This is a genomic window from Rothia sp. HMSC069C03 (assembly GCF_001811075.1).
In the GTDB taxonomy this organism is placed as follows: Bacteria; Actinomycetota; Actinomycetes; order Actinomycetales; family Micrococcaceae; genus Rothia; species Rothia mucilaginosa.
Genome location: NZ_KZ627135.1, coordinates 397,070 through 419,189, shown reverse-complemented (window position 1 = coordinate 419,189; position 22,120 = coordinate 397,070). Strand labels below are relative to the sequence as shown.

Genomic DNA, 22,120 nt, shown 5'->3' with positions numbered 1-22,120 from the left:
CCCAGCTCACCCCGCGCCGCGACACAGCCTGAACACAGCTACGTGCCGTAGCATAAAACAGCTAAACCTATACCTGTAAACTGTTCTGTGGCACACGGGCACTCACACGCCCCACTCTCACAGAAAACCCCAGAGGATAACACTATGACCAAACGCTCTAAGCTCACTATTTTCGGTGCCAGCGCGGCAGCTCTCGCGCTCGCACTGTCCGCATGTGGCGCACAGTCCAGCAATGGCGATTTGTCCAAGGTGCAGTACACCTTGAAGAACGCGACCGCTGAGCCTGAGGCGTCCTTCGCGACTCCCTTCGCCGCTTCTAGCCCCTCCGCATACGTGATTGAGGAAGGTAACGGCGAGTCCATCAACGATGGTGACTACGTGCTCGTTGAGGCTGCCGTGTTCAACGGCACCGACGGCAAGCTTAACGGTTCCACTTACTCCAGTGAGCCGATTCTGCTGCCGATTAACGATCAGCTGAAGCAGGCTGCACCGCAGGTGTACGAAACCCTGAAGAAGATTAAGGTTGGCGGTTCTTTCTCGTACACCACCAACGTTCTGCAGCAGCGCAGCACCGCGGGCGTGACCACTACGACCGCATCTCCGGGTGCCGCAACTAACGTTGAGGTGTACACCGTGAAGACGAAGCTGCCCAAGTACGCAACCGGTAAGGCTGTTGAGGCTGACCCGTCACTGCCGTCCTTCACTTTGGATGAGTCCACCGGCAAGGCTGATATTAAGCTGCCCGACACCAAGCAGGAATACACTGAGCTGGTCTCGAAGAACCTCATTGAGGGCGAGGGCGCTGAGGTCAAGGAAACCGATACCGTGTACGTGCGTTACATTGGCGTGCAGTACTCTGACGGTAAGGTCTTCGACGGCAACTATGACGCCGCCACCCCGATGGGCATCTCCCTGCAGGGCGTTATCAAGGGCTGGACTCAGGGTCTGAAGGGCAAGAAGGTCGGCTCCCGCGTTGAGCTGGTCATCCCGGCTGACCTGGCGTACGGTAACGACACCGGCGGTTCCAAGCCTTCGGGCACTCTGGTGTTCGTGGTTGATATTCTGGGCGCGGAGGAGAACCCGCAGACCCTGCAGCGTGCTCAGGCGGCTTCTAACGCAGCTGCTGCGGAGGCGAGCGCCTCGGCAACCGCAACCCCGGCAGCTACCGCTTCGGCTACCGCGCAGTAACCCGGCACCCACATTTTTATACCGCGCTCGCCGCCTATACGGCTTAGGCGGCGAGCGCACCCACTATTTCGATGTATTTCGAACCAATCAAAGGAGACACCCATGTCTTTCGGTCAGCGTAACCTCGACCGCGAAAAGCCTGAAATCGATTTCCCCGAGGGCGACGCCCCCACCGAGCTGGTCATTACCGACCTGATCGAGGGCGCTGGCGCTGAGGTTGTTCCCGGCTCCCGCGTGCTCACCCACTACGTTGGTGTGGCTTTCTCCACCGGTGAAGAGTTTGACGCGTCCTGGAACCGTGGCGAGCCGCTGCCGTTCCAGGTGGGCGTTGGCCAGGTTATCCGCGGTTGGGATGAGGGTCTGCTCGGCATGAAGGTCGGCGGCCGTCGTCGCCTGGAGATTCCCGCTGACATGGCGTATGGTGACCGCGGCGCTGGTTCGGTCATTAAGCCCGGCGAGTCCCTGATTTTCGTGGTGGACCTGCTGGACGTCCGCTAAGGACTAGCAAGGTTCTCGCGTTTTTCGCGTAAGAGACATAGCCCGGTGCTTTCTCCCGATTGTGGGAGGGGCACCGGGCTTTTGCGTACCCACACGCAAAGTAAGTGCCGCGGAACACACACGGTATGATGGAATCATGTCCACCGCAGCTCAGCTTTACATGACTCTTCACCGCCTCGCCACCGCCGCCGAGGCACCCGATACCGCAACCCGAACCCAGGGCATCAGCCGCAACGAGCTACTGACCCTGCTCGGCATTAGCACGCGCGCTAACGGCTCCCTCAGCGAGGCCCAGGAACGCGCCTTTGAACGAGCCAAGCAGACCCTGCGTGATGCCGGCGCGCGTATCACCCACGTGACCACGGATCTGGGGGAGCGCTACCGCCTCGAACCCAGCGACGCCGCTAAGCTGCCCGCCTGGAATCCCACCGCTGAGGAGTTCCGCCTCATCAACACCATCCTGCGCGGCTGGGAAGGCACCGAGCTACAGGACGATGCCTACCGCATCCTGCGTAAGATTGCACTGACCAGCGAGAACCTCACCGATGAGGCGCTCGCCGCCGCGAAGATTCTGGACCCGAAGACCGGCAAGCGTCAGCGCGCGAAGAACCTGTACGCCTACCGTGAGCCCCTTCAGCGCATTTACTTTAGCGATAACCCGCACCTGAATGAGTTGTTCACCGCCTATGCGGAGCGTAAGACGGTCACGTTCACCTATCAGACGGCTGCCGGGGCGACCCGCGTGCAGGAGAAGGTCAGTGTTGCCGGTATTGGGTACCGTTACGGCACCTGGTATTTTGTCGGCTACTACACTGAGAGCGCGGCGCGTAAGGAGTACACGTTCCGTGCCAGCCGTATTCAGAAGCTCACGATGCTCTCGCGTATCGATTCGACCCCCATCAACGCGACGTTCAACGCTAAGAACTGGCTTGAGGGCATTGAGGGCTACGAAGAGAGTCTGATTGTTGCCGAGGTCAGCGCCGATTCCACGCTGTCGGAGCCCTTCACCGTGCCCTCGTACGGCACGATTGATAGTGCTGTGGCGGCGACCAGCTATAGCTGCGTGATCGAGCCGCCCGAGGAATCGGAGGATGCCTCTACCCGCCAGCGTGACAGTTACGCCGCCCAGCAGCAGCTGTTGCGCACCCTCACCGACCTGCACAGTGGCACGGTCGAGGACCCCGGTACGTGGAGCAAGATTGACCAGCGTAACCGCAATAATGTCCTTGATGCTCTCGTCGACCTGATTTTGGGTCTGCATCGTGCCGACCGCTGGGCGAGCGCCCACGGTGAAGAGCCCATGCCGTTGAATCAGCTCAACGCCCTCTACAGCGTGGACACTGACAAGAACCGCGACCTCGGCAAAACTATCATCCCCGAAATTTTCGCGCAGGTAGACACCGTTCCCTTTGAATCTGGCCCCAAGGACCCGGACGCCCTCAAGCCCAGCTACATTAACCTGCTGCCGGACTTTGGCAGCGCCACCCCGCACACGCTACTGAACTACGCGCGCCTTACTGACACTGAGCTCGCGATTCTCGTCTTTACCCTCTCTGCCGCAGATATTCTGCACCCGGCGGATGCGCGCCTGGGCAGTATTCGTGAGGCGCTCGCCGCCGCGTACCCGAATGCGCCCGTTTATGCGCAGCACCTGTGCTTCGCCCCGGAGGAGCCTTTGCTACAGGAGGCAACTGCCGCTCTGAGTAGCGGCAACGCCGTGACCATTGGGTACGGTACCTCTGAGCGTGCCGCTGATCGCCTGGTGGACCCGTATGCGTTGGTGTTGCACCGCGACCACATGTACCTGCATGCGTGGTGCCGTACCGCTGAGGAACGCTACTATGCCGCGCGCGGTGAGGAAGTCCCCGAGTATGTACCCGAGGCTTTTGCTCACGCAGCCACCGGCGAGACTGCCGACAGCGAGGCGGGGGAGAAGACCCCCACTTTCTGGCGTAACTTCCGCCTCACCCGCATCAACCACATTCACGAGGCGGGCGCGGGTCGCACCCACCCGATCACCGGTGACACCGTCCCGCATTGGCACGCGCAGCAGCACAGCACTCAGACCAACCCCTTCGCTGAGTTGCGGATTCACCCGACCGAGCACATTCCCAGCGGTGAGCCGCTCGATACTCTCACCGCAACGTACATGCGTCGAAGCACCCACCACGTGAAGAAGGCTTCACGCACCCAGTACGTGCGCATCCACTACTACAACAACGCCCACGGCGCTGGCGATAAGAACATCCTCGATACCGTCATCGCGCACCGAGGTGCCCTCGAACTGGTCGGTCCCGCGCACCTGCGCGCGGCGTTGCTTGACCAGTTGCAAACCCTCAAAGCGAGCAGCCGCAGGGGTGCGCCCGCAGGTGTGCCCGCAGAAAAATAGAACTTCACCCACTAGCAAAAACACCCTAAAAACCCTTCCAAGGAGCCAAAACATTAACCTAAAACTTGTATAATGGTGCTCATGTCTTGGTGGTTCTGGATTTTGCTATGGGGCGCGCTCATCATCTGCTCGCTCCTCTATTTGGCATGGTTCACCTACAAAGCACTCACTCGCGGTTTCACACTCCTTGACGAAACCGTAACCTGGGTCGAGTCCATCGAGGGACAATTCGACGCAGCGCAAGCGAACGCAAGCCGAAAACTCCCGCGAGACACCACCCTCGGGGTATTCACACCCATCACCGAGGCATACAATAACTACGAACAAGGTAAGCAGACACGCAGGTCTGAGCGGATCAAGCGACGGGTCTCCCGACGAGATCGACTCGGCCAACCTCAAAACATCGGAGACCTGCTCTAACAGAAAGGCACACCACCATGGGCCAGATTTTCAGCCACCCCGCGACCATCATCGTCGTTATCCTCCTCATCGTCCTCCTCTTCGGCGCACCCAAGCTGCCCGGCATGGCACGCAGCCTCGGCCAGTCCATGCGCATCTTCAAGACCGAAGTTGAGGGCCTGAAGAACGACTCCAAGAAGGACCCCCGCGAGAAGGACGGCGAAGAGGTCGTCACCGCTGAGGTCGTAGACAACGGCAAGACCGAAACCAAGTAACGGTCCCGCCACCGACGCACCAAACCCGTGCCAGCCCACCGGCCGGCACGGGTTTTGCGGCACCACCCCATAAACACCCCACCAGACCCCCTCAGCCGAATCACACACGGCACCGACACCCAGAGGACACCACGTGGCAACACCTGACCAGGACGTGCGCAACCGCAAAGTCAATCCTGAAGCACGCATGGAACTCAAGGAACACCTGCGCGAATTCCGCGACCGCCTCATCAAAGCGGCTATCGCAACCGTCATCGCAGCCATCATCGGTACGGTCTTCCTCTACCAGCCTTTCATCGAAATGATTTCTGCGCCCCTGCAGCAGATCAACGCAGAAACCGGCCGCAACGCAAACCTGAACTACGGTAGCGTCGCATCTCCTTTCGACCAGCTGCTTAAGGTCGGTATGTACATCGGCTTGGTGATCGCCTCTCCCGTCTGGCTCTACCAGGCGCTGCGATTCCTGCTGCCGGCACTGCACACCAAGGAGAAGAGGTATCTCTTCGGCTTCCTCACCGCATCTATTTTCGCGTTTGCCTGCGGTGTCGCCATTTCGTACTTCACCCTCCCCGGCGTGGTCTACGCGCTGCTGAAGTTCACCCCCGTCAACGAAAGTAACTACATTGACGCGGGCGTGTACATCTCCTTCATCCTGAAGTTCGTTGTGACGTTCTCCTGCGCGTTCATCATCCCGGTGATCCTGGTTGGCATTAACATGCTGGGCCTGATCCGCGGCACCACCATTTTGAAGGCTTGGCGTTGGGTTGTTGTGCTCGTTGCGGTTATCGCAGCGCTGACTGCACCCGGTAGCGACATCATGATGATGTTCGTGCTCATGGCGCCGCTGCTGATTTTCTTCTTCGCAGCAATCGGCATCTGCATGATTAACGACAAGCGCCGCGACCGCAAGCTTGCCAAGCTGGCGCAGGGTTCGGATGAAGCAAGCCTGAACACCGCAACCAGCAGTGAAGACCTGGCGAAAATGGGTTACTTCGAGGACGAGAAGACTTCCTAAATTGAATAGCTCGCTTTGAGCAACCTATCCGAAAGGGGCGGGGTACAGAGAACCTGTACCCCGCCCCTTTCGCATGCCCCCAAAAAGCGGCTCGAGGCGCACGGATGAAGAGGCGCACAGACGAATTTTTACAACGCCCGCCGGTACATCCCGGCAGAAACTGAGCATAAATTGCGCCGAAACCGCGCAGCTGATGCGCTCGCTGTTCGCCCATACCGGATTAGTGCCTGTGCAGGATGCTTTCTGAAGGCTCGCGGCGGGTGAACCGTTACACTGGACATACTATGAGCAAGCACCACGCACAGCACACATCCGACGCACACGCTTCTAACGCTTCTAACGAGCAGACCCCGGCGGAGCGCACCGACTACGCTGCCGCCTACGCCGCATCCCGAGAGCGCGCCGCCTACGCGAAGACCGCCCTCGGGGCTTTTGAGGCGTCCCTTGATTTTCCGCTGGATGACTTTCAGCGTCAGGCGTGTGTCGCTGTGGAGGCGGACCGCTCCGTCCTCGTTGCCGCACCTACTGGTGCCGGTAAGACCATTGTGGGTGAGTTCGGTATCTACCTGGCGTTGCGCCGCGGCATGAAGGCGTTCTACACGACCCCCATTAAGGCGCTGAGCAACCAGAAGTACCACGACTTTGTGCGCGCGTACGGTGAGGATTACGTGGGTCTGCTCACCGGCGATACGAGCATTAACACGGAAGCACCCGTGGTCGTGATGACCACCGAGGTGCTGCGCAACATGCTCTACGCCAACTCGACCACGCTGACCGGCCTGGGCTATGTGGTCATGGATGAGGTGCACTACCTGGCGGACCGTTTCCGTGGCGCGGTGTGGGAAGAGGCGATTATTCACCTTCCCGAGCATGTGAACGTCATTTCCCTGTCGGCTACGGTGTCGAACGTTGAGGAGTTCGGCGCGTGGCTAGATATGGTGCGCGGCGGCACGGACATCATCGTTTCCGAGCACCGTCCGGTGCCCCTGTGGCAGCACATGATGGTCGGTCACCGTGTGGTGGACCTGTTCGTACCCGAGGACAACTCCGCACAGGGCAAAAACCACACCCAGGGCAAGAACCAGGAGCCGGAAGAGAAACTCTCCCGCAAGCAGGCGAAGAAGGCACAGAAAGCTAAGCAGCGCGGCGCAACCGTGGAGGTGGGCGCCAACCCTCTGCTTGCCGGTCTGCGCCTGAACCCGCAGCTGAAGGCGCTACGCCCCGGCTTCCGTTCCGCACCTGGCCGTGGACGTTACGGCGGCAAGCGTGAGCGTTTCCGTCACCGCCGTGAAGGCTGGCTCAATGAGACGTTCAGCAGCGGCGAGCGCGGCCGCTCGGACCGTCGTGACCGTTTCAGCAATGATCGTTTCAGCAACGACCGGGACTTTGATGCACGTGGTGAGCAGAAGCCTCTGCGTCCGCAGCGTATTACCCGCCCGGAGATGGTGCGCGCCCTCGACAAGCAGGGCCTGTTGCCCGCTATCTGCTTTATCTTCTCGCGTGCCGGTTGTGACGGCGCGGTCAGCCACTGCGTATCCGCCGATATTACGCTGACCACCCCCGAACAGCAGCAGACCATCCGCGCCTACATTGCGGAGGCGACCGCTCACCTGGACACCCGCGACCTGAACACCCTCGGCTACTACGAGTGGCGTGACGGCCTGATTCGCGGTATCGCCGCACACCACGCTGGTCTGCTGCCCCTGTTCAAGGAGGTCGTCGAAACCCTCTTCGCACAGGGCCTCATCAAGCTGGTCTTCGCCACTGAAACCCTCGCACTGGGCATCAACATGCCCGCACGCACCGTCATCCTGGAAAAGCTCACCAAGTACAACGGCGAATCCCACGTAGACATCACCCCCGGCGAGTACACCCAGCTGACCGGACGCGCAGGCCGCCGCGGCATCGACATCGAAGGCCACGCCGTCGTCATGTGGCGCCCCGGCATGTCCCCGGAACACGTGGCAACCCTCGCCTCAACCCGCACCTACCCGCTAAACTCCTCATTCCGCCCCACCTACAACATGGCGGCAAACCTCATCGCCTCCTACGGCGCCGAACGCACCCGCAAAATCCTGGAGTCCTCCTTCGCGCAGTTCCAGGCGGATAAGTCGGTCGTGGGCGTCGCCTCCCGCGTACGCAAAAACGAAAGCGCCCTAGAAGGCTACCGCGAAGCAATGGCATGCCACCTGGGCGACTTCACCGAATACGTCCAGCTCAGCCGCCAGATCACCGAACTGGAAAAGAAGGCATCCAAGAGCAACGAACGCCACGCACGCGCACAAGCACACCACAGCATCCAACAGCTACTGCCCGGCGACATCATCTACATTCCGCACGGCCGCTCCCGCGGCTACGCAGTCGTCATCACCCGCTCCGATTCGCACGCCGACCCGCGCATCGGCATCGTCACCGAGGACGCGCACCAGCGCACCGCCTCAACCCGCGACTTCGAAGGCGCCATCGAACCGGTCTCACGCATCAAAATCCCCAAGCGCCTAAGCCTCAAAACCGCCAAGGAACGCCGCGACACCGCAAGCCGCATGCGCCAGGCACTCTACGACGGCCGCGCCCCGCGTGCGCTCGCGCAGCAGAACATCCCTGCTCGTCAGAACAGCATTGACGCGCAGCTGGAGGCTCTGCAGGCTCAGCTGCGTAACCACCCGTGCCACGGCTGCTCCGACCGCGCGAACCACATGCGTTGGGCTGAGCGCTGGCAGAAGCTCAACTCTGAGACGGAAGGGTTGCGCCGCCAGATTGCCCGCCGCACCAACACGATCGCGCAGGTCTTTAACCGCATTGCGCGCCTGCTGGAAAGCTACGGCTACGTCGAACGCACCGAAGACGGCGAGTTGTCGCTAACCACCGGCGGCCAGGCTCTGCGCCGCATCTACGGCGAGCGCGACCTACTGACCGCTCTGTGCCTGGACGCGCACTTCCTCGACGGACTGGAGCCCGCCGCCATCGCGGCAACCGTCGCCGCACTAACCTACCAGGGCAAGCGCGACGCCGTAGAATACCTGGCACACTACCCGCATCCGTCCCTGCGCGCACCCATCGCGACGATTACGCAGCGCCTCGCCGACCTGAACGCAGCCGAAGAACAGTTCAAGGTCAACCCGACCCCCGCATGCGACTTCGGCCTGGTCGAACCCATGTACGCCTGGGCGAACGGCGCGCACCTCGCAAAGGCAATCGAGGACACCGGCCTTGCCGCCGGCGACTTCGTACGCTGGGCAAAGCAGGTACTGGACGCACTGGACCAGATCGCGCACATCCGCTCGCTGGACCCGGTCATTCGCGCCCGCTGTGAAGAAGCAATCGAGGCGGTACGCCGCGGCGTAGTCGCACTGGACGTCTAACCCGCACCTTAGTGCTACACCGTACATAGTGCTAAACCCTGCTCGACCAGCTCGGGCCACCACCCCCGCTACTGTGCATTGTTCTGCACCATCTAAGTTCCGCCTCATCTAAGGACGAACGAACTACCACAGGCAGCGGGGGTGCTTCTATACTCAAATGAGACGCTCAGCTAAGCTACGCGAGCACAATTGAAGTGCCCGCCCCGTGTGCGCTTTCGGCGCGCCTCAAAGGTGAAAGGAATCTAATGTCTACCCGTATTTTTGTAGATGGTAGCGTGTACAGCCCGGTCGACCCGTACGCAACCGCAATGCTCGTCGAAGGCGGCTTCGTCCGCTGGGTTGGTTCCGACTCCGGGGCGCATTCAATTGCCGACGAATCAGCCACCATCACCGAACTCGACGGCGCCCTGCTAACCCCCGCCTTTGCGCGCGCACTAGCACCGGTAGCAGGCAAAGAAGCACCCGAAATCCTCGACTACCTGCAGGCATACCGTGCAGCCGGCTACCACACCCACACCCTACTCGCCGGCATGGAAGACGTACCCGACCTCGTCTCCGCACTCAGCTACTACAGCGCCGAACACGGCGTACCCGACATCCGCCTCATCCTCAACGCCACCGGCGTAGAAACCGACGAACTCATCAGCGCCATCAAGGCGCTACGCCCCCTCACCGAAGGCGAACGCGCCGTCAAGGGCCTGCAGCTAGTCGGCATCTTTGTCGCACCCACCGAGGCACCCGCAGCAGCACAGGTCGCCGAAGACGCCGCACTCCTACTCTCCATCAACGCATCCACCAGCTTTGCCAACGCCGCCGACGCCGCGCTCGCCGCACGCAAAAACCGCCCCTGGCTGCCCATCCGCCTCGACGCAGCAACCAGCACTCCGCAAGACCCCATCACCGACGAATACCTCACCCAGCTGGCAGAAGCACGCATCAACCTGGGCCTGAGCGTCTGCGAACCCGAAGAAGACGAAACCGCCAACGACACCGTCCAAGCACTCCTCGCACACGCCGGGGGAGAGGCACGCGAATCTGTGGCATCCGTAGCCCGCCGCGCAAACGCAACCGGCACCTCCATCGCGCTGGGTTCTGATGCTCAGCTGTACGCACCCGGCGCCTGGTCCCTCATCCGCGAACTCGTCAACGACGAACACGGCATCTCCGCACGCAGCGCATTCGCCGCCCTCACCCGCGGCGTATACCGCCTCGCCCACGAAGACAACCCCTTCACCGGCCAGCTCACCCCCGACACCCCCGCATACGTAGCACAATGGCGCGTCGAAGCCCTCATGGTCCAAGCGCCCGACTCCCGCGTAGCATCGTGGAGCACGGACCCCCGCGCTCGTATTCCGTTGTTGCCGGTGTTGGATGAAGAGTCTCCTCTGCCCGTCCTGGAATCTATTTACACTGAAAGTAACTAATTTTTTAGCTTATCCGCACCTTTTTAGGCGGTTTAGGGGCCGTGGAAGCCCCCGCCGGTTCAGTTGCCCACATGTTTACCCGGTATACTGGATATCTACACTGCCTGTTTTATATGCACCTGTGAGGGAGTAATATGCGCGTTCTAACTGTCATCCCGACGTATAACGAGAAGGAGAACCTGCCCGTCGTGGTAGAGCGTCTTCGCAAGGCAGCTCCCGAGGTGGACATTCTCGTGGTGGATGATAACAGCCCCGACGGCACCGGCCAGATTGCTGATGAGCTGTCGGCTAAGGACCCCCAGATTCACGTTCTGCACCGCACCGTTAAGGACGGCCTGGGTGGCGCATACCTCGCCGGCTTCGATTGGGGTCTGGCAGCAGGCTACGACATTCTGATTGAAATGGACGCTGACTGCTCGCACCAGCCTGAGCAGCTTCCTTCCCTGGTTCGTGCAGTGGAGGCGGGCGCTGACCTGGCTATTGGTTCGCGTTACGTTCCCGGCGGTAAGACCAAGAACTGGCCGGCTCACCGCCAGATTCTCTCTCGCGGCGCTAACCTGTACACCCGCCTGATTCTGGGCACCTCCATCAAGGACATTACCGCTGGTTTCCGTGCGTACCGCCGTGACGCTCTGCAGCGCCTGAACCTGGACGGTATTGACTCGAAGGGTTACGTGTTCCAGGTTGATCTGGCGTGGCGTTCCGAGCAGGCGGGTCTGAATATTGTTGAGGTTCCGATTACCTTCGTTGAGCGTGAGATTGGCGCTTCGAAGATGGACGGCAACATTATCTTTGACTCCATGTCTAAGGTGACCCGCTGGGGTATGGCTAATCGCATTCAGAAGCTGAAGAAGGCTCTGGGCAAGTAAGACTTCTTGCTCAGACGCTTCTCGCACCTGAGATTTATACGAAAGACCGGGGCGGATACGTAACGTATCCGCCCCGGTCTTTTTATGCTTTCTGTAACGCTCTTTCTTGGCTCACGCCTGGCTCACGTACCGACGGAAGCCAGCACCACAACAAGAAGGGCCCGCTAAGAGCACGAGTGGCGCTTAGCGGGCCTTCTACAGCGTTCTACGGAGCCTCTACGGTACTTTTAGAGCGCGTAGTGCTTGCGGTAGTATTCCAGGCGGTCTTCCAGGGTCTTTTCCAGCTCTTCGATGCTACGGCGTTCCATGAGCATGTCCCAGTGGGTACGTGCGGGCTTCTCTTCTTCGGCGTCTGCGGTGGAGTCGCCGTTGACGAGGTATGCTTCCTTGCCGGACTTTGCGGTCCATACCGAGGGGATCTCTGCTTCTGCCGCGAAGGTCACGAAAACGCGGTCACCGTCAGCGGTACGGTATTCGACGCGCTGGCGGGGCGCGGGCTGTACGTTCGATTCGGTTTCCATCGACTGGGAACCCAGGCGCATACCGCGCAGGCTACGATCGCTCATTTTTCCTCCAGTGTCGTCGGGTGCGCTCTTTGGCGCTTTAGGCATAACGTTGGGCGGGGGAGAGCTATTCCCTCGAACGTTTTACAAAACATCCATTATATCGGTAATAGTCTCCACCCGCCCAACGTGGTGGTGTTTATTCGGCGTGATTTTTGGTGATTCACGCCTTTTTATGCGTTAGATTTCGCGTTTAGCCGTTGATGCCGTAGCTTCCGGGTGCCTGCGGTGCGCTCTTGGGCGCCTCTGTTGCAGGCTTCTTCGGCGCGTCCGCAAGGTCGGATGCGGGCAGGGTGCCGAAGGCGTTGCCCAGGCCGCGCAGTGCATCGCCGAGTTCGGTCGGGATGAACCAGAGCTTATTGGCGTCGCCTTCGGCGAGCTTGGGCAGGGTCTGCAGGTACTGGTAGGTGAGCAGCTGCTGGCTGGGGTTGGATTCGTGGATTGCTGCGAAGACCTTCTGCACGGCTTCTGCTTCACCGTTTGCGCGCAGGATTGCGGACTGTGCGTCACCTTCTGCACGAAGGATCTGTGCCTGCTTTTCACCCTCTGCACGCAGGATGGCTGCGCGGGATTCACCTTCTGCGGTCAGAATGTCGGACTGCTTCTGGCCTTCTGCGGTGAGGATTGCGGCGCGGCGGTCACGCTCTGCACGCATCTGCTTCTCCATGGAGTCCTGGATGGATACCGGGGGCTGGATTTCCTTGATGTCCACGCGGGAGACGCGCAGGCCCCAGCGGCCGGTGGTGGAGTCGAGTACGCCTCGCAGCTCCGCGTTGATCTGGTCGCGGGAGGTGAGGGTCTGCTCCAGGTTCAGGCCACCGACGACGTTACGCAGGGTTGCGCTGGTCAGCTCGTCTACGGCACGAATGTAGTTGGTAATTTCGTAGGTTGCAGCCTGGGGGTCGGTGACCTGGAAATACACGACGGTGTCGATGCCGACCACGAGGTTATCTTCGGTAATCACGGACTGCGAGGGGAAGGAAACGACCTGTTCACGCAGGTCGATGAGGGGCAGCACGCGGTCAACTACGGGGATGACGATGTGCAGGCCGGGCTTGAGAACGGCGTGGAACTTACCCAGTCGTTCGACGATGCCGGCTCGTCCCTGCGGGATGACGCGCACGGTCTTTGCGAGCATCGTCAGCACGAAGAGGATGAGTAGGACCGTCAGAATAATGCTAATAGGCATTGTTTCTCCTTATCGGTGAGTTATATGGTGTGTTTTTTTGGTATCTGAACCTGCTTTTGGAGCCGGTATTCAGATGGGTCTCAGTCGTGGGGGAGAGGCTCTACGATTGCAGTAGCACCTTCAATGGCTCGTACCCTCGCGTGTGATCCTGCTACGAGCGTTCCGGAGGCGGTGCGCGCCGTCCAGGTGTCGCCAGCTAGTACAACCAAACCAGTTTCACTAGTCACATCTTGAGTGACGCGCACCTCAGCACCAACGAGTGCTTCAGCATTAGTGACAGCACCGGTGGCTGATTTATTGAGCTTTTTCAGCAGCGGCGGGCGCAGACCAAGAACCAGAATCAGGCAGATTACCACGAAAATAACGGCTCGAATCAGCATGTTATCCACGAAGGGCGATATTGCTGCGGTGATGCCTGCGCTAATCGCCAGCATGAGAAAGAACAGGTCGAGGCTGAGCATTTCTATGACGGCGAAAACGAGGGCGAGTGCAACCCAGAGTGTCCAGGGTGTCTCAAAGAGCCAATCCACGAGTTTTCTCCTTTGGTGTACATCAACCGGCGTGGTTGACGTTGGATCTGCACACGAGGCGACAGCACCTTCGTGATGCGGGGTATATCCATTATTTCAGGTGGATTGAGTACTGGTGACAGTTCTGGTGACCGAGTGAGGTTAATACATAAACTGTTAAGACTTTATTTAGATACGGGGAATCTTTGGTTCATTCTAGACCTCCCTAAAAAGCCGATAATATACATTATGTAAAGTAGACCTATTTTTCACTACCCCACCGGCGCTCACCGGTGCTTTCTACGCTCTAGCTGGCACGGGTCGAACTGCGGTCCCCGTAATGCGACTGTTGCGACTACGCTCTTCCGTCCGCGGTTCTGAGCTCCGTGAGCCTCGCACCTTTCTCTGCGCTCCGCGCACCTCAGCTAGCAGTACGCTCACATGCCCCGAACCTTCGGGCTCCTCAACGCCTCCCGTTAAACGACAAACACCCGAGACTCCACACCTTTCGGTGCGCTCTGTTCGTCTCGGGTGCCTGCCATCAATTTCTAGAGCTTTACGCTTCTGCGTGCTTTTCGCTGAACTCTACCCATGCGTTGAGCACATGCTCCGCTGCACCGGATGCAATAGATTCGCGCGCATCAGCCAAAGCCTGAGTGAAACGGGTCTCAAAGCTCTCCCCGTTGACCGGGCGGTACGCGACCAGGCCAGCCGCAGCGTTCATCACCACGGCGTCGTGAATGGCGCGCAGCGGGCTCTTCGGGGCCTCGCCCTCCCCCGCCAAAATTGCACGGAAAATGCCCGCGTTGTACTCGGCGTCGCCGCCACGCAGCTGCTCCAGCGGTGCATTCTGCAGACCGTACTCGGTCGGGTCAAAACGATACTCGGTCAGCTCGCCGTCGACAGCCTCCCACAGGCGGCTCGTGGTCGCGATGGTCAGCTCATCCAGGCCGTCATCACCGCGGAAAATCAGGGCGTGGTCGCCGCGCTCCGCAAAGACGTGAGCCATCTTCTCAGCCATGACCGGGTTAGCAACGCCGATAGCCGAGGACTTCACGCGAGCCGGGTTGGTCATGGGGCCCAGGTAGTTGAACGCGGTCGGAATGCCCAGCAGGCGGCGGGTCGGGCCCACGTGGCGCATTGCCGGGTGGAAGGTCATCGCAAACAGGAACGTGATGCCGGTCTCGCGAGCGCATTCGGCGACTGCGGAAATGGGCATGTCGAGGCGGATTCCGAGGGCTTCGAGGACGTCTGCGGAGCCGGATTTGGAGGTAGAGGCGCGGTTGCCGTGCTTGACGACGGTTGCGCCGGTGCCTGCGATGACAAGGGCGGCCATAGTGGAGATGTTGACGGTGTTTTGCTGGTCGCCGCCGGTGCCGACGATGTCTACGGCGTTGGGGTCGATGTCGACGGTTTCTGCTTTGGCAATCATGCCGGCTGCGAGGGCGCCGAGTTCTTCGGGGGTTTCACCCTTGGAGTGTAGTGCGGTGAGGAATGATGCGAGGATCGGCTGTTCGGTTTGGCCGGTCATGATTTGGTCCATTGCCCAGGCGACTTCGGTGTCGCTGAGGTTCTGGTGCTTGACGAGCTGGTTGAGGATGTATTTCCAGGTGATTTCGTGCGTAGTCATGTGTTAAGTGTAAAACCCCCGCCGCGTATCTGCATGGTTGGGTGCAGTATGCGAGACGGGGGTTTGTTAGGCGTGTTGCGCTTTAGTGGTGGGTGCCTTCGGTTTAGTGGAAGGAGTCACCGCATGCGCAGGAGCCTGCTGCGTTGGGGTTGTCGATGGAGAAGCCCTGCTTTTCGATGGTGTCTTCGAAGTCGATGGTGGAGCCGTCGAGGTAGGGTGCGCTCATCTTGTCGACGATAACTTCTACGCCGTCGAAGTTGCGGACTGCGTCGCCGTCGAGGACACGCTCGTCGAAGTAGAGCTGGTAGATGAGGCCGGAGCAGCCGCCGGGCTGGACGGCGATGCGCAGGCGCAGGTCGGTGCGGCCTTCCTGTTCGAGGAGGGTGTGGACCTTGGTCTGTGCTACTTCGGTGAGGTTGACGCCGTGGGTCGGCAGTTCGATGGTGGTTTCACTCATTGGTGTTGTCCTTTTGTTTGGTTGGTTGCCCGTGTGCGCCGCGTGTGGTGCGTGCGGGCGTTTTATCCTTCACGATACGCGCCCGAGTGTTTGATGCACAACCTAGGGTGTGCATAGTTCGCCGGGGGCGTGAGTTTTGGTGTGGGGGCTTGACATGTAATTCTGCTTCTAGGATACCGAAAAAGTGGGGGTTGGGGTTTGTGACCCTTCTCCCCCATTTTTTGTGGATGTTCCTAGCGGGCGCCGAGTGCGCTCAGAAGTAGTGCCTCCGCGAGGATTGCGTTCTTGAAGTCCGGGATGTAGAGGGACTCGTTGGCGCTGTGTGCGCGGGTGTCGGGGTCTTCTACGCCGGTGACGAGGATCTGTGCCTGCGGGAAGAGGTCCTTGAGGTCGGAGATGAACGGGATGGAGCCGCCCATGCCGGTCTGTACGGGTTCTACGTCCCAGGCGGCGCGCATTGCGTCGAGGGCGGTTTGTGCGCCGTCTGCGTCGACTTCGGTGGCGAAGGGCATGCCGGAGTCGACGGCGGTGTAGTTCGCCTGGGCGCCGTGGGGTGCGTGTGCCTTGATGTGTTCGGCGAGTGCGCGGTGTGCGTTTTCGGGGTTGTCGCCGGGTGCTAGGCGGGTGCTGATGCGTGCGCGGGATACGACGGCGAGGGTGTTGGAGGAGGTTGCGATGGAGGGGATGTCCATGCCGATGACGGAGATTGCCGGCTGGGTCCACAGGCGGGATGCAACACTACCGGTGCCTGCTAGGGGTACGGTGTCGAGGATGCCGGAGTCGTTGCGGAAGTCTGCTTCGGCGTATTCGAGTTCGGGTTCGGGGGCGCGGTGCAGGCCTTCGACGGCTACGGCGCCGGTGGCGTCGTGCAGGGTGGCGAGTAGCTGCGCCATGAGGGTGTGTGCGTCGAGCATGGGGCCGCCGAACATGCCGGAGTGGATGGCGTGGCTGCCGACGCGTACTTCGATGTCGCCGGATGCGACGCCGCGCAGGCTGGTGGTCAGTGCGGGTACGCCGGCACGCCAGTTGGCGGAGTCTGCGACAACAATGTAGTCAGCGGACAGTTCCTCACGGTAGGTGTTGAGGAAGGAGACGAAGGAGGGCGAGCCTGCCTCTTCTTCACCCTCAATGAAGAGCTTCACGCCGAGCTTGAAGTCATCGCCGAGAGTTTCGTTGAGAGCTGCGAGCGCGGCGAGGTGCACGAGGATGCCTGCCTTGTCGTCTGCTGCGCCGCGGCCGTAGAGGCGGTCGCCCTTGCGGGTTGCGACGAAGGGTTCGATGTCCCACAGGTCGAGGTCGCCGGCGGGCTGCACGTCGTGGTGGGCGTAGAGCAGGATGGTCGGGTAGCCTTCTGCGGCGGGGCGGGAGGCGATGACGGCGGGCATGCCCTGCTTTTCGGTGCCGTCTGCGGTGGTGTAGGTGGCGCGTTCGATGCGTACGTTGTTGAAGCCTGCCTTGGTTGCGAGCGCGGCGACTGCCTCGGCGCTGCGGTCTACCTGGGTGAGGTCGTGCGATTCCCAGGCGATGGAGGGGATGGCGACGAGCTCGGTGAGAGTCTGCAGGGTTGCTTCGAAGTTTTTGGTGACGGCGTCGCTGAGGGCGCTGTGGTGGGTGAATTCAGTAGTCATGTTTCTACCTTACCCCCACCTTGACCCCGTCTTGGCCCGAACCGTCGAGTGGTTGGGGTTGTTTCAGTTGCTGGTGTGGGCTTGTGGGGGCGGGTTTGATGTGTACCGTTCGGGTATGATGGGAGGGTGTTTGGTCGTAAGAAAGAGAAGGCTGAAGCGGAAGCTGTTCAGCCGCAGGTTGTAGAGGAGCCTCAGGCTCCGGTTAATCCGAAGTTCACCCCGAAGAAGGGCCGTCCTACTCCTTCGCGTAAGGAGCAGCAGGCGGCTCGTCGTCAGCCTCTGGTTGTTAATGACCGTAAGGAGGCGAAGGCGCGTGAACGAGAGGCGATGGCAAAGGCTCGTGAGCGTCAGAATGATGCGTTGATGGGTGGCGATCAGCGTTACCTGCCCGCCGTGGATCGTGGTTCGCAGCGCCGTTATATCCGTGATTATGTGGATGCGCGCCGTAACCTTGGCGATTTTATGTTGGCTGTGCTGCTGGTTCTGCTTATTGGTGGCTGGATTGCTCAGGGCGTGTCGGGTACGTCTAGCGTTGGTGCACCGATTTATTACGGTTCCGTGTACGCGATGTATGCGCTGATGATTCTGTGGGTTGTTGACTACTTTATTTTGTGGCGCAGCCTGAAGAAGAAGCTGATTGCGAAGTTCGGCGAGGTTCAGCGTGGTTCTGGCATGTATGCGTTTAACCGTGTGATGATGATTCGTCGTATGCGCCGCCCGGTTCCGATGGTGAAGTACGGCGAGTACCCGCACTAAGTCGTTAGTGCCTTATAGGTGCTTGGGGAGAGGTCCTGAAGGTTCAGGCCTCTCCCCTATTTTTATGCCCGCTAATCCTCTATACGCGAGAAGCCACATGTGTTTCGAGAAGCTACTTCTTTGGTGGCTTTTCGAAACACATGTGGCTTTTCGGCAGAATAGAGGGCACACAAAGGGGGGGGGCACCGACTCCACCCCCTACGGGTAGAGAACAGTGCCCCCTTTCAGCACGCAGAGTCGACACGCCAAGTCAGCGTGCCGGGAAGCATAACGCTCCCGCCTGCAAACCTTCTAGCGGCGAGCGCGGCGCAACTTCACCAGGCCACGGTTAATGTGTGCCGCCCAGAGCGGACCCTCATACAGGAACGCGGTGTAGCCCTGCACCAGGTCAGCGCCAGCGTCCAGGCGCTCCTGCACATCCTCAGCGGTGGTCACGCCGCCAACGGAGATGATGGCGAGGTCATCGCCGATTTCACGCTTGAGCAGTCGCAGCACCTCCAGGGAGCGCGGCTTCAGCGGCGCACCGGAGAGGCCGCCAGCACCGATTTCCTTGACCTTGGTCATGTCGCTGGTCAGGCCCATGCCGTCGCGGGCGATGGTGGTGTTGGTGGCGATGATGCCGTCCAGCTTCAGCTCCTTAGCCAGGGCTGCCACCTCGATCACGTCCTCATCGACCAGGTCCGGCGCGATCTTCACGGTCAGCGGTACGTGGCGGTTGGGGCATGCGCGGTCTGCCTCTTCACGCACGGCGGCAAGCAGCGGGCGCAGCGACTCGATAGCCTGTAGGGTGCGCAGACCCGGAGTGTTCGGGGAGGAGACGTTGACGACCAGGTAGTCTGCCTGCGGTGCCAGGGTGCGGGTAGAGATCAGGTAGTCCTCGATAGCGTTCTCGAGTTCCACGATCTTGGTCTTGCCGATGTTCACGCCGATAACCGGGCGTACAGCGCCGCGGTATTCAGTTTCGAGGTCTGCACGGGCGGCGGCTACGCGCGGGCCTGCCGCTGCGGCGCCGTCGTTGTTGAAGCCCATGCGGTTGATGACCGCCTTATCTTCCACGAGGCGGAAGAGGCGCGGCTGCGGGTTGCCGGGCTGCGCCTGGCCGGTGATGGTGCCGATCTCGACGTGGCCGAAGCCGATACCAGCCAGCGCGGCAATGCCCTTGCCGCCCTTGTCGAAGCCTGCAGCCAGGCCGAACGGCGAGGGGAAAGTAATGCCCATGACGGTGGTTGCCAGTTCGGGGGCGGGCTGGAAGTACTTGCGCAGCGCGCGGGTGATGCCGACGTTGCGCAGGGTCTGAACGCCCCAGAAGCCGACGTGGTGTGCCTTCTCGGGGTCCATGCCCTTGAAGAAGATGTTGAAGAAGGTCGGGTAGATGCGCATTTGTTCTCCCTAGTGTTGGAGGGTGTGGGTGGTTTATGGGGCTATGAGCCGGGACTGTATGCCGGGCCGCTACTTGTCGTTGGCGACGGCGTCGACAGCGCCACCGTAGCGGCGGTCGCGGCGCGCATACTCTTCGACAGCTTCCCAGAGGGTGCGGCGGTCAACGTCGGGCCAGAGCACGTTCATGAAAATCATCTCGGCGTAGGCGCTCTGCCACAGCAGGAAGTTCGAGATGCGCTGCTCACCGGAGGAACGCAGGAACAGGTCAACGTCGGGCAGGTCGGGCTCGTCCAGGTACTTCTGGATGGTCTTTTCGGTAATGTTGCCGGGCTTGATCTTGCCCGCCACGGCGTCTGCTGCGATAGCTGCCGCCGCGTCAGCGATTTCTGCGCGGCCGCCGTAGTTCACGCACATGGTGAGGGTGCAGACGGTGTTGTCGATGGTTTCGCGCTCGCAGTGTTCGAGCTCTTCGATGACGTTCTTCCACAGCTTGGGTCGGCGGCCAGCCCAGCGGATGCGCACACCCCAGGTCTTGAGGGTTGCCAGCTGACGCTGCAGCACCTCGGTGGAGAAACGCATGATGAACGCGACTTCGCTGGGTGAGCGTTTCCAGTTTTCGGTGGAGAACGCGTAGGCGGTAACGTACGGGATGCCCATTTCGATAGCGCCCGCAACAACGTCCAGCAGTGCCGCCTCGCCGGCGCGGTGGCCCTCGGTGCGGGGCAGGCCGCGTTCGTTCGCCCAGCGGCCGTTACCGTCCATGACGACGGCGACGTGCTGCGGAATGAACTTCTTCGGGATCGGCGGCGGGGTTGCCCCGGTGGGGGGTGCGGGCGGGGGTACGGGCTGGGTGCGTGCCATATGTGCCTTTCTTCCCTGGCGGGTTCTCCCCCGGGGTCGTTTGCCTAGATATGCGCCAGATATAAACCTGGCGTGCTGTTAGCTATTTTACCGTGACACAGCGCGCATGGGCGGGTGCTTCGGGGGTTATTTTGCGTCCTGGTTGGCCCATGTTTGACGCGCCGGCGTGCATCTTTTACGATGCAGGAATTTCTGCTTCGAGGGCGCTCGCCGTTTTCAGGGGGTGTTCGAGCAGGTTTTGGGTGGTTTTCAGGTAGAGTCCCAGAATTTTGGAGGCGACCGGTACCGGTGCTGCGTCAATAGTTGCCCAGGCCCGCGGATCCGCCGATGCGGTAGCGAGCGCATAGCCGAGCTCTTCGGCATGCAGACCGGTTAGGGGCGTGTCGGTGGCGGGTGCGCATTGGGGGCAGAGAACCGTGTGGTGCCCGTAGGTGTGGGCGGTGTGGAAGGCAATGTACCTGCCGCTTCCGCTTGTAGCGACGGGGGTGCTACTGTCTGCCCCGTTATCGCCCCGGCTATCGGTGCTGACAAGCGGGTTGCCGCATCGAGTGCAGTTCTCACCGATGAGCGGCCAGCCGGCGGCGTTCATGCTACGCGCCAGGTAGCGGGTCAGGATCCTCTGCGGCACGTGCTGCCCGTGCGCGAGCACGGCAAGCGCCCCGTGGGTGAGGGTGTAAATATCGGCGGTGCTGTCGGTGTCTTTGGTGAGTGCTTCTGCCAGTTCGGCGATGGTGGAGGCACACGTGTACGCATCGTAGTTCGCCATGATGGGTGCGGTGTAGGCGTGCAGGGTTGCCGCCTGGGTGATGGTGTGCAGGTTGGTTCTGCCGCGGCTGAAGGACAGGTCGGTGTGCATGAACGGTTCGAGTCGTCCACCGAATTTGGAGGTGGGTTTGCGTACGGCTTTGGCGACGGCGTGGGTGATTCCTCCGTCGCGGGTGAGCATGATGATGATGCGGTCGGTCTCGCCGAGTTTTTGGGTACGGAGGATGAGGGCGGCGTCGCGCCAGGTGCGGGGTTCGCTCACGGGTGTCTCCGTTCTCGGTACATGCTCGGTGGGTATCGGGTGGGCAGGTGTTCGGCGGGTGCTTGGTAGACGTTGCACTCAGTAGGCGCTGAGGAGCGGTCGCTGAGGGCAGGGGCTGCACGGGTGTTGCGGGTACGGTTCGACCCCTGCCTCGTTACCCCGCGTAGGGGGTACCGGTCAGGGGTCGGTCCGTAACGTATGGGCGAGGTGCTAGTTAGTCCTCGTACTCGATATCGTCGTCGTCTTCATCTTCTTCGTCGTCGACCAGTTCGTCGAGGTCGTCTTCGTCTTCGTCACCGTAGACGCTCAAAGGAGTGACCTCGTTGTGAGCCTCGAAGAGGGCATCTTCGTAGGCTTCGAAGGCGTTGGCGATTTCTACGTACGCCTCATCGACGGCGGGGTCGTGCTCGCCGGTTCGGTTTACGACGGCGGTCAGGTGCGCCTCCAGTGCGTCAAGGAGGCGGGTGAGTTCGGTGCGAGGATCAATGCTCATGCCATTATTCTACTACCTACGCGCCTATAGTGTGCGCCGGGCGGTCATACAGCGGTTTAAAATGCGGAACTGTGAACGGGCGCGGCAGGTAAATCGGCGGGTAAATTCGGTGCCGTGAAGAGAACGCCAAAGCCAGAGCGGTAAGCCCGGTTAGTCAAGCCAGGCTGGGCGATTCAGGCTGGGCAAGCAAAGCATGCACGCGGCACAT

General features: G+C 60.8%; 19 protein-coding genes. 9 read left to right on the top strand and 10 right to left on the bottom strand.

Annotation, left to right across the window (positions count from 1 at the left end):
- Nucleotides 1-144: 144 nt before the first annotated feature.
- The 8 genes from HMPREF2779_RS03775 (at nucleotide 145) to HMPREF2779_RS03735 (ending at nucleotide 11,419) form a co-directional block, all read left to right on the top strand.
- A complete protein-coding gene (locus HMPREF2779_RS03775) occupies nucleotides 145-1,188 on the top strand; it encodes an FKBP-type peptidyl-prolyl cis-trans isomerase (RefSeq protein WP_070686780.1) in 1,044 nt (347 codons plus the stop codon).
- Nucleotides 1,189-1,290: 102 nt separating this feature from the next.
- On the top strand, nucleotides 1,291-1,686 hold the full coding sequence (locus HMPREF2779_RS03770) for an FKBP-type peptidyl-prolyl cis-trans isomerase (RefSeq protein WP_005508667.1): 396 nt from the start codon (nucleotides 1,291-1,293) through the stop codon (nucleotides 1,684-1,686).
- A 136-nt stretch (nucleotides 1,687-1,822) separates the two neighbouring features.
- Nucleotides 1,823-4,075 (top strand): helix-turn-helix transcriptional regulator, encoded by a 2,253-nt coding sequence (locus HMPREF2779_RS03765; RefSeq protein WP_105360860.1) that lies wholly within the window; start codon nucleotides 1,823-1,825, stop codon nucleotides 4,073-4,075.
- 437 nt (nucleotides 4,076-4,512) lie between these two features.
- A complete protein-coding gene (gene tatA / locus HMPREF2779_RS03755) occupies nucleotides 4,513-4,749 on the top strand; it encodes a Sec-independent protein translocase subunit TatA (RefSeq protein ID WP_070686784.1) in 237 nt (78 codons plus the stop codon).
- 133 nt (nucleotides 4,750-4,882) lie between these two features.
- Complete coding sequence (gene tatC / locus HMPREF2779_RS03750) at nucleotides 4,883-5,764, top strand: twin-arginine translocase subunit TatC (RefSeq protein ID WP_083311231.1); 882 nt, start codon at nucleotides 4,883-4,885, stop codon at nucleotides 5,762-5,764.
- 284 nt (nucleotides 5,765-6,048) lie between these two features.
- On the top strand, nucleotides 6,049-9,126 hold the full coding sequence (locus HMPREF2779_RS03745) for a DEAD/DEAH box helicase (protein WP_070686786.1): 3,078 nt from the start codon (nucleotides 6,049-6,051) through the stop codon (nucleotides 9,124-9,126).
- Between the two features lie 245 nt (nucleotides 9,127-9,371).
- Nucleotides 9,372-10,550 carry an amidohydrolase gene (locus HMPREF2779_RS03740; RefSeq protein WP_105360859.1) on the top strand — a complete coding sequence of 393 codons (1,179 nt, stop codon included), beginning with the start codon at nucleotides 9,372-9,374 and terminating at the stop codon, nucleotides 10,548-10,550.
- Between the two features lie 134 nt (nucleotides 10,551-10,684).
- On the top strand, nucleotides 10,685-11,419 hold the full coding sequence (locus tag HMPREF2779_RS03735; protein ID WP_105360858.1) for a polyprenol monophosphomannose synthase: 735 nt from the start codon (nucleotides 10,685-10,687) through the stop codon (nucleotides 11,417-11,419).
- Between the two features lie 227 nt (nucleotides 11,420-11,646).
- On the opposite strand, the gene HMPREF2779_RS03730 is transcribed toward HMPREF2779_RS03735, so the two are convergent.
- From HMPREF2779_RS03730 to HMPREF2779_RS03705, 6 genes are all read right to left on the bottom strand, one after another.
- Nucleotides 11,647-11,985, bottom strand: coding sequence for an RNA polymerase-binding protein RbpA (locus HMPREF2779_RS03730; protein ID WP_005506034.1), 339 nt, complete (start codon nucleotides 11,983-11,985; stop codon nucleotides 11,647-11,649).
- 190 nt (nucleotides 11,986-12,175) lie between these two features.
- Complete coding sequence (locus HMPREF2779_RS03725; protein WP_105360857.1) at nucleotides 12,176-13,171, bottom strand: SPFH domain-containing protein; 996 nt, start codon at nucleotides 13,169-13,171, stop codon at nucleotides 12,176-12,178.
- Between the two features lie 80 nt (nucleotides 13,172-13,251).
- Nucleotides 13,252-13,701, bottom strand: a complete 450-nt coding sequence (locus HMPREF2779_RS03720) for an NfeD family protein (RefSeq protein ID WP_070686795.1) — start codon at nucleotides 13,699-13,701, stop codon at nucleotides 13,252-13,254.
- A gap of 535 nt (nucleotides 13,702-14,236) precedes the next feature.
- The gene (gene trpD, locus HMPREF2779_RS03715) at nucleotides 14,237-15,310 is read right to left on the bottom strand and encodes an anthranilate phosphoribosyltransferase (protein ID WP_105360856.1); all 1,074 of its coding nucleotides are present in this window, start codon (nucleotides 15,308-15,310) and stop codon (nucleotides 14,237-14,239) included.
- A 103-nt stretch (nucleotides 15,311-15,413) separates the two neighbouring features.
- A complete protein-coding gene (locus tag HMPREF2779_RS03710) occupies nucleotides 15,414-15,767 on the bottom strand; it encodes a HesB/IscA family protein (protein ID WP_070484390.1) in 354 nt (117 codons plus the stop codon).
- Nucleotides 15,768-16,000: 233 nt separating this feature from the next.
- A complete protein-coding gene (locus HMPREF2779_RS03705; protein ID WP_105360855.1) occupies nucleotides 16,001-17,395 on the bottom strand; it encodes a M20/M25/M40 family metallo-hydrolase in 1,395 nt (464 codons plus the stop codon).
- 126 nt (nucleotides 17,396-17,521) lie between these two features.
- Between HMPREF2779_RS03705 and HMPREF2779_RS03700 the strand changes: the two genes are divergently transcribed.
- Nucleotides 17,522-18,151 (top strand): DUF3043 domain-containing protein, encoded by a 630-nt coding sequence (locus HMPREF2779_RS03700; protein WP_070686800.1) that lies wholly within the window; start codon nucleotides 17,522-17,524, stop codon nucleotides 18,149-18,151.
- A gap of 291 nt (nucleotides 18,152-18,442) precedes the next feature.
- Here the strand turns inward: HMPREF2779_RS03700 and HMPREF2779_RS03695 are convergent, their stop codons facing one another.
- The 4 genes from HMPREF2779_RS03695 to HMPREF2779_RS03680 all read right to left on the bottom strand — a co-directional run bounded on the left by HMPREF2779_RS03695 (nucleotide 18,443) and on the right by HMPREF2779_RS03680 (nucleotide 21,912).
- Complete coding sequence (locus tag HMPREF2779_RS03695) at nucleotides 18,443-19,531, bottom strand: quinone-dependent dihydroorotate dehydrogenase (protein ID WP_070686802.1); 1,089 nt, start codon at nucleotides 19,529-19,531, stop codon at nucleotides 18,443-18,445.
- Nucleotides 19,532-19,600: 69 nt separating this feature from the next.
- Entirely contained in the window at nucleotides 19,601-20,392 is a 792-nt protein-coding gene (locus tag HMPREF2779_RS03690) for an isoprenyl transferase (RefSeq protein ID WP_105360854.1), read from the bottom strand.
- A gap of 175 nt (nucleotides 20,393-20,567) precedes the next feature.
- Complete coding sequence (gene recO / locus HMPREF2779_RS03685) at nucleotides 20,568-21,419, bottom strand: DNA repair protein RecO (RefSeq protein ID WP_070686804.1); 852 nt, start codon at nucleotides 21,417-21,419, stop codon at nucleotides 20,568-20,570.
- 214 nt (nucleotides 21,420-21,633) lie between these two features.
- Entirely contained in the window at nucleotides 21,634-21,912 is a 279-nt protein-coding gene (locus HMPREF2779_RS03680) for a hypothetical protein (RefSeq protein WP_070643281.1), read from the bottom strand.
- Nucleotides 21,913-22,120: the final 208 nt, after the last annotated feature.